General features: G+C 72.8%; 6 protein-coding genes. 4 read left to right on the plus strand and 2 right to left on the minus strand.

What is annotated here, in order from left to right; translation table 11 throughout:
- Nucleotides 1–119: 119 nt before the first annotated feature.
- Nucleotides 120–1,019, minus strand: a complete 900-nt coding sequence (locus AB0937_RS19255; protein ID WP_366713141.1) for a lysylphosphatidylglycerol synthase transmembrane domain-containing protein — start codon at nucleotides 1,017–1,019, stop codon at nucleotides 120–122.
- 300 nt (nucleotides 1,020–1,319) lie between these two features.
- On the opposite strand from AB0937_RS19255, the gene AB0937_RS19260 reads away from it, so the two are divergent.
- The 4 genes from AB0937_RS19260 to AB0937_RS19275 all read left to right on the plus strand — a co-directional run bounded on the left by AB0937_RS19260 (nucleotide 1,320) and on the right by AB0937_RS19275 (nucleotide 6,251).
- Nucleotides 1,320–3,215, plus strand: a complete 1,896-nt coding sequence (locus AB0937_RS19260) for an ABC transporter ATP-binding protein (RefSeq protein ID WP_366713143.1) — start codon at nucleotides 1,320–1,322, stop codon at nucleotides 3,213–3,215.
- 74 nt (nucleotides 3,216–3,289) lie between these two features.
- Nucleotides 3,290–3,829, plus strand: coding sequence for a hypothetical protein (locus AB0937_RS19265; protein WP_366713117.1), 540 nt, complete (start codon nucleotides 3,290–3,292; stop codon nucleotides 3,827–3,829).
- A 95-nt stretch (nucleotides 3,830–3,924) separates the two neighbouring features.
- Nucleotides 3,925–5,553 (plus strand): ATP-binding protein, encoded by a 1,629-nt coding sequence (locus AB0937_RS19270; protein ID WP_366713118.1) that lies wholly within the window; start codon nucleotides 3,925–3,927, stop codon nucleotides 5,551–5,553.
- Nucleotides 5,550–6,251 carry a response regulator gene (locus AB0937_RS19275; RefSeq protein WP_366713119.1) on the plus strand — a complete coding sequence of 234 codons (702 nt, stop codon included), beginning with the start codon at nucleotides 5,550–5,552 and terminating at the stop codon, nucleotides 6,249–6,251. The genes AB0937_RS19270 and AB0937_RS19275 overlap by 4 nt, the downstream gene beginning before the upstream one ends.
- Here the strand turns inward: AB0937_RS19275 and AB0937_RS19280 are convergent.
- A complete protein-coding gene (locus AB0937_RS19280; protein ID WP_366713120.1) occupies nucleotides 6,233–6,448 on the minus strand; it encodes a hypothetical protein in 216 nt (71 codons plus the stop codon). The genes AB0937_RS19275 and AB0937_RS19280 overlap by 19 nt on opposite strands.
- Nucleotides 6,449–6,529 lie beyond the last annotated feature (81 nt).

A 6,529-nucleotide genomic window follows, 5' to 3' on the forward strand; every position in this document is an offset into this window, starting at 1 on the left:
TGCGGTCGGCACGATCGTTCATCCTGCCGTATCCCGTACGGGGTTCCGTACCGGAGACGGGGGGCGGAGGAGGGTGAGTTACTGCACATGACAGACCGTCACGCTCGGTTCCGCCCGGGTCAGATCACCTTCAGCCGCACCAGCGCCGCCAGCGTCAGCGCGCCCGGCACCAGCGGCAGCCAGACGGTGATGACCCGGAACGCCAGCACCACGGCGGTGGCCACCGCCACCGGGCCGCCCGCTGCGACCAGCGCCACCACCAATGCCGCCTCGACCGAGCCGATGCCGCCCGGCGTGGGCACCAGCGCGACGGCGACCGTCGCGGCCAGGTAGGCCACCGCCATGTGCGCGGCCGGGACGTCCAGCCCCAGCGCCCGCCCCACCAGCACCAGTACGGACGCCTGCAGCGCCGGGAAGGCGAAGGCGCCGCCCCACAGCGCGAGGGCCCGGGCGGGCCGGGCATGCACCGAGCGCGCCTCGCCGAGCGCCGTCCGCAAGAAGGACACCAGGGCCGAACGCAGCCGCCGTACCAGGGTGAGCACGGTCGCGGCGATCACCAGCACCACCGCGACGCCGGCCAGCAGCGGGCCGAACGCCGTCTCCGGCATCAGCGTGCCCAGGCGCAGCGCGTCGGGGAACGCGACGAGCAGGGCGCCCAGCAGCAGCACCCGGCCGGCGCTCTCGGCGAGCAGGTACAGGCCGAGAGCGGCCGAGGAACGGGCGAGCGGCAGCCCGCACACCGTCATGAACCGCAGGTTGACCGCGCTCGCACCCAGCCCGGTCGGCAGCAGGTGGTTGGCCGCGCCGGCCGCGAACTGCGTGGCCAGCAGCCGCCGTCGGGGCAGCCGTTCGACGACCGCACCCTGCCGGGTGCAGGCGGCGGCGACCCAGGTCAGGCAGGTCGCGCCGGCCGCCGCCAGCAGCCAGGGCCACTCGGCGGTGCCCAGATGCGCGAAACCGTCGGCCAGCACCGACCGGTGCCGCACCGCGACCACGGTGACGAGCAGGAGCGGGAGCAGACACAGGATCTGCCGCAGACGGCGGACCGGGACGCGACGGGGGAGTCGTCCCGGGCGGAGTTCGGGGAGTTGTACCGCTGTCACGTCTGAAGAGGCTGTCCAGGCCGTGCCAACTGAGGGTTGCGGGAGCGGGGACTGGGGATTGCGCGCGGGAAGCGGCTGGGTGGGGAGCGTCATCGGGGCCTTTGCGCGAAGGGACGGGGAAGAGGGGGATCGGGCTGATTGTGCGGGATGTCGGGGCAATGCGCGAGCTTCCTTGACCTCAATAATGCTTGAGGTTCTACGGTCGCCTTCATGAGCATGGAGACCACAGCGTGGACACAGCTGCACAGCGTGATCAACGCCGAACAGGAGCGCCGCCCCTTCGCGTTGGCGACCCTGCGCCGCATCGGCGCCTTCGCCCGCCCGCACCGGCGCCGCATCGCCCTCTTCGTCCTGCTGGGCGTGGGCACCGCCCTGCTGGCCGTGGCGACACCCGTCCTGGCCGGGTGGGTCGTGGACACGATCGTGTCGGACGGGGACGAGAGCAGGGTCGTACGTCTCGCCCTGCTCATCGCGCTGATCGCGGTGGCGGAGGCGGCCCTGGGCATCCTCGGCCGGAGACTGTCGGCGACGCTCGGGGAGCATCTGATCCTCGATCTGCGGACCGCCGTCTTCGACCATGTGCAGCGCATGCCGGTCGCGTTCTTCACACGCACACGTACGGGCGCCCTCGTCTCCCGGCTCAACAACGACGTCATCGGCGCCCAGCGCGCGTTCAGCACCACCCTCTCCGGAGTGGTCGGCAACGTCGTCACCCTGCTGCTCACCCTGGCGGTGATGCTCACGCTGTCCTGGCAGATCACCCTGCTGGCGCTGGTGCTGCTGCCGGTGTTCGTGATCCCGGCCCGCCGCATGGGCAGCCGCATGGCCCGGATGCAGCGGGAGGCGGCGACGCTGAACGCCGCGATGGGCACCCGCATGACCGAGCGGTTCTCCGCCCCCGGCGCCACCCTCGTCAAACTGTTCGGGCGACCGGAGGAGGAATCGCGGGAGTTCGCCGAGCGGGCCCGCAGGGTCGCGGACATCGGGATCCGCACGGCGACCGCCCAGGCGGCCTTCATCACCGCGCTCACCCTCGTCTCGGCCCTCGCCCTGGCCCTGGTCTACGGCCTCGGCGGCTGGTTCGCCTTGCGCGGCGCCCTGGAACCCGGCGCGGTCGTGTCGCTCGCGCTGCTGCTGACCCGGCTCTACGCGCCGCTGACGGCGCTCGCGGGGGCACGCGTCGAGGTGATGAGCGCCCTGGTCAGCTTCGAGCGGGTCTTCGAGGTGCTCGACCTCAGGCCCCTCATCGAGGAGAAGGCGAACGCGCGTGCGGTGCCCGACGGGCCCGTCGCGGTCGAGTTCGAGAACGTCCGCTTCGGCTACCCCGCAGCCGACAAGGTCTCCCTCGCATCCCTGGAAGAGGTCGCGTCCCTGGACGGCCGGGGCGGCGACGAGGTGCTGCACGGCCTGTCCTTCCGCGCCGAACCCGGCCGGACCGTGGCACTCGTCGGCTCCTCCGGCGCGGGCAAGTCGACCATCGCGCAGCTGATGCCGCGCCTGTACGACACCGACGAGGGGGCGGTGCGCATCGGCGGCGTCGACGTCCGCGACCTCACGGCCCGGTCGCTGCGGCAGACCCTGGGCATGGTCACCCAGGACGGCCACCTCTTCCACGACACCGTCCGCGCCAACCTGCTGCTCGCCCGTCCCGAGGCCACCGAGAGCGATCTGTGGGACGCCCTGCGCCGGGCCCGTCTGGACGACCTCGTACGGTCCCTGCCCGACGGCCTGGACACCGTGGTCGGTGAGCGCGGTTACCGCCTGTCCGGCGGTGAACGCCAGCGCATGACCATCGCCCGGCTGCTGCTGGCCCGCCAGCGCGTGGTCATCCTCGACGAGGCCACCGCGCACCTCGACAACACCTCCGAGGCCGCCGTCCAGGAAGCCCTCACCGAAGCGCTCGAAGGCCGTACGGCCGTCGTGATCGCCCACCGGCTCTCCACTGTCCGCGCGGCCGACCAGATCCTGGTCGTCGAGGCCGGCCGGATCGTGGAACGGGGCACGCACGAGGAACTCCTGGCGGCGGGGCGGCGGTACGCGGAGCTGTACCGCACCCAGTTCGCGGAACCGGCCGACGGGACGCGGGGCGAGGCGGTGGCGGAGGCCGTGTGAGGCGTGAACGCCTGCCCGGACCTGTGCGTATTCCTGTCGAACACCTGCCGAAAGACCGCACCCGGAGAGGCGACGTGTCCCAGCAGCAACCGCCCGCACGATCCACTCGCAGCACCCCGTCCCGTGCCCGCCGGCCGCGCGCCCTCGCGGCGGCCGGCGCCCTGGTCGTCCTGCCCCTGGTCACGGCCTGCGGCGGCGGTGACGCCGGCAAGGGCGCCGACGGCGGCGGCACGGCGACGCCGAGCATGACCGCCGCTCCGGCCGCCGGAGTCGTCGCACCGGCCAAGGTGGAGGTGATCGCCGGGCTGACCGGCTGCAAGCCGAAGATCCGCATCGACGCCGACGAGCTGCGCCAGGGCCTGTGCCACACCGAGCAGGCCGACTACCTCATCACCACCTTCCCCGAGGAGAAGCTCAAGGAGACCTGGCTGGAGGAGGCCCGCGTCTACGGAGGCAAGTACCTCGTCGGCACGCGCTGGGTGGTCAGCGTGAAACCGGCGCTGCTGGAGTCCTTCCGCGCGAAGCTCGGCGGCACGATCAGGGAGTTGCGGGGCATCGGCCCCGAGCCGGGCGGGGAGCCGCGGGGCATCGGCCCCGAGCAGGGCGGGCGGTGACCGCTCTCTTTCGGTTTCGGCTGGTGGACGTCATGATGGTGCGGCTCGGGACATGAGCCGCCCGCTCCCCGGCGGCATCGCAGATTGAGTTCGTCGTGGTCGCCACCTTTCGTCGCCACTCGCTCGCGGGCGAGATGCTGGTGCTCCAGCTCGCCATCGTCGTGGTGGTGCTGCTGGCCGTCGCCGCGGTCTCCCTCGCCCAGTCCCAGGCCACCTTCAACCGCGTCGAAGGACGCCGGGTGGGCGCGCTCGCCGAGCAGCTGGCCGCCAACCCCCTGGTGCGCAGCCAGCTGGTGCGTCCCGCGCCGGGGGAGGCGCTCGCCCCCCTGGTGCTCGCCACCCAGGCACAGTCGGGGGTGACCTCGGTGACGGTGGCCGACGGGAACGGGCGGATCGTCAGCTCCACGAACCCCACGGTCGTCGGGGAGCGCCTTCGGCTGGGGCCGGGCACGGCCCGCGGGCGCGGCTGGTCCGGCCAGTTCACGCTGGACGGCAACCGCGAACTGGCCGCGCAGGTGCCCGTCCTCGGGGCGAGTGAGGAGAACCTGGGCCGGATCCTCGGCACGGTGATGATCGGAGAGGCCGATCCGACGGTGTGGCAGCGGCTCAGCGGGGCCTCCTCCTATCTGCTCGCGTACCTGGGCATCGCCAGCGGACTCGGTGTGGCCGGCTCCTGGCTGCTCGCGCGGCGGGTGAAACGGCAGACCCTCGGGCTGGAGCCGGGCGAGATCGCCGGGCTCGCCGAGCACCGGGAGGCGATGCTCTACGGGATCGCCGAGGGCGTGATAGCCCTGGACCCACAGCACCGGCTCACCCTCGTCAACGACATGGGCCGCCGCCTGCTCGACCTTCCAGAGGACTGCGTCGGCCAGAGCCTGGAAGGCCTCGGCGTCGACGGGCGGCTGCGTGACGTGCTGTCCGGCACCGCCGCCGGCGAGCGCGACGAGGTCGTCGTCCGCCACGGCCGGGTCCTGGTGATGAACCGGATGACCGTCACCAAGGACGGCCGGCCCCTCGGCTCGGTCACCACGCTGCGCGACCGCACCGAACTGGCCCGGCTGGAACGGGAGATCGGCTCCTTCCGCAGCTCCTCGGAGCTGCTGCGCGCGCAGGCGCACGAGTTCGCCAACCAGCTGCACACCATCTCCGGGCTGATCCAGATCGGGGAGCAGGACGAAGTCGTGGCCTACATCCGCGCGCTGAGCCGGCACCGCAAGTCCCTCGACGTCACCCTCAGCCGCCGTGTCCGGGACACCGCGGTCGCCGCGCTGCTGATGGCGAAGGCCTCCCTCGCCGCGGAACGGAAGGTCAGCCTGCGCATCTCGGACGACACCGCACTGGAGAGGCTGACCCCCGAGGACGCCGCCGACGTGGCGACCGTGGTCGGCAACCTCGTGGACAACGCCGTCGACGCCGCCGCCGCACGCGACGACGCCTGGGTGGAGGTGGCGCTGCGGCAGGACGCCTCCAGCGTGGAGATCGCGGTCCGCGACTCGGGGCCGGGCGTGGCTCCGGAACTGGCCCGCGAGGTCTTCTCCCACGGTTTCACCACCAAGGCCGCCCGGGAGGGCGAACGCGGCATCGGACTGGCCCTGACCAAGCTGGTCTGCGAACGGCACGGGGGAGAGATCTCGGTGTGCAACACGCCTGAAGGGGCCGTGTTCACCGCGCGGATGACGGTCGGCCACCTCGCGGGCACGGTGGCGGAAGGAGCGGCCCCATGACCGAGACGGGCGGCAAGGCGGGCGCGGTCGACGTCCTCGTGGTCGACGACGACTTCATGGTGGCCCGGGTCCACCGCGCGTTCGTCGAACGGGTCGAGCCGTTCCGCGTGGTCGGCACGGCCCACACGGGCGGACAGGCCATCGAGGCGGTCGACGCACTGCGCCCCGACCTCGTCCTGCTGGACCTGTACCTCCCCGACCTCTTCGGGCTCGACGTCATCCCACGGCTGCGCACCGCCGGGCACGACTGCGACGTCATGGTCATCAGCGCGGCGACGGAGGCCGAGACGGTACGCGGTGCCGTCCGCCGCGGCGTGGTCGACTACCTCCTGAAACCCTTCGGCTTCGAGGATCTGCGGCTGCGCCTGGAGCGCTACGCCGTGCAGCGAGGCAGGCTGCTCACGACCGTGGTGCGCGGCCAGGCGGACGTGGACCGCGTCCTGGCCGGCGCGTTCGGCCCGGCACCGGCCTCCGCCCTGCCCAAGGGCATGAGCGTGGAGACCGCCGAACTCGTCGAACGGGCCCTGCGCGCGGCGGAGGGCACCCTGTCCGCCAGCGAGTGCGCCGCCGCCACCGGCGTGTCCCGGGTGAGCGCCCGGCGCTACCTGGAGTACTTCCACGGCATCGGCAGTGCGGAGGTGTCCCTGCGCTACGGCGCCGCCGGCCGGCCCGAACGCCGTTACGCCTGGCGGGCCTGAGCCGTCACACGGAACCCGGCCGCGGGTCCCCTCTCCTGGTGGTGGGCGTGCACGCGCCGCAGCAGGGAGGCCAGTTGCTCCCGTTCGGCCTCGCTCAGCGGCGTCAGGAGGTCCTCGTCCGCGGACGCGATGTCGGCGCTCAGACGGTCGAGGGCCGTTCTGCCCTGCGGGGCCTGCCCGGCGTCGGCCAGGGGCACACGATCGCCGCCCGGCTGGCGCGGTGAACGTCAGGACAGCCACTTCTTCCACGTGGACTCGTGGCTGTCCACCCACTTCTT

The organism is Streptomyces sp. NPDC047880 (assembly GCF_040706515.1).
Taxonomy (GTDB): Bacteria; Actinomycetota; Actinomycetes; order Streptomycetales; family Streptomycetaceae; genus Streptomyces.

Bases quoted from the DNA above. Each gene is read 5' to 3' on its own strand.
- AB0937_RS19260 (WP_366713143.1), top strand. From the start codon at position 1,320: ATGGAGACCACAGCGTGGACACAGCTGCACAGCGTGATCAACGCCGAA.
- AB0937_RS19275 (WP_366713119.1), top strand. From the start codon at position 5,550: ATGACCGAGACGGGCGGCAAGGCGGGCGCGGTCGACGTCCTCGTGGTC.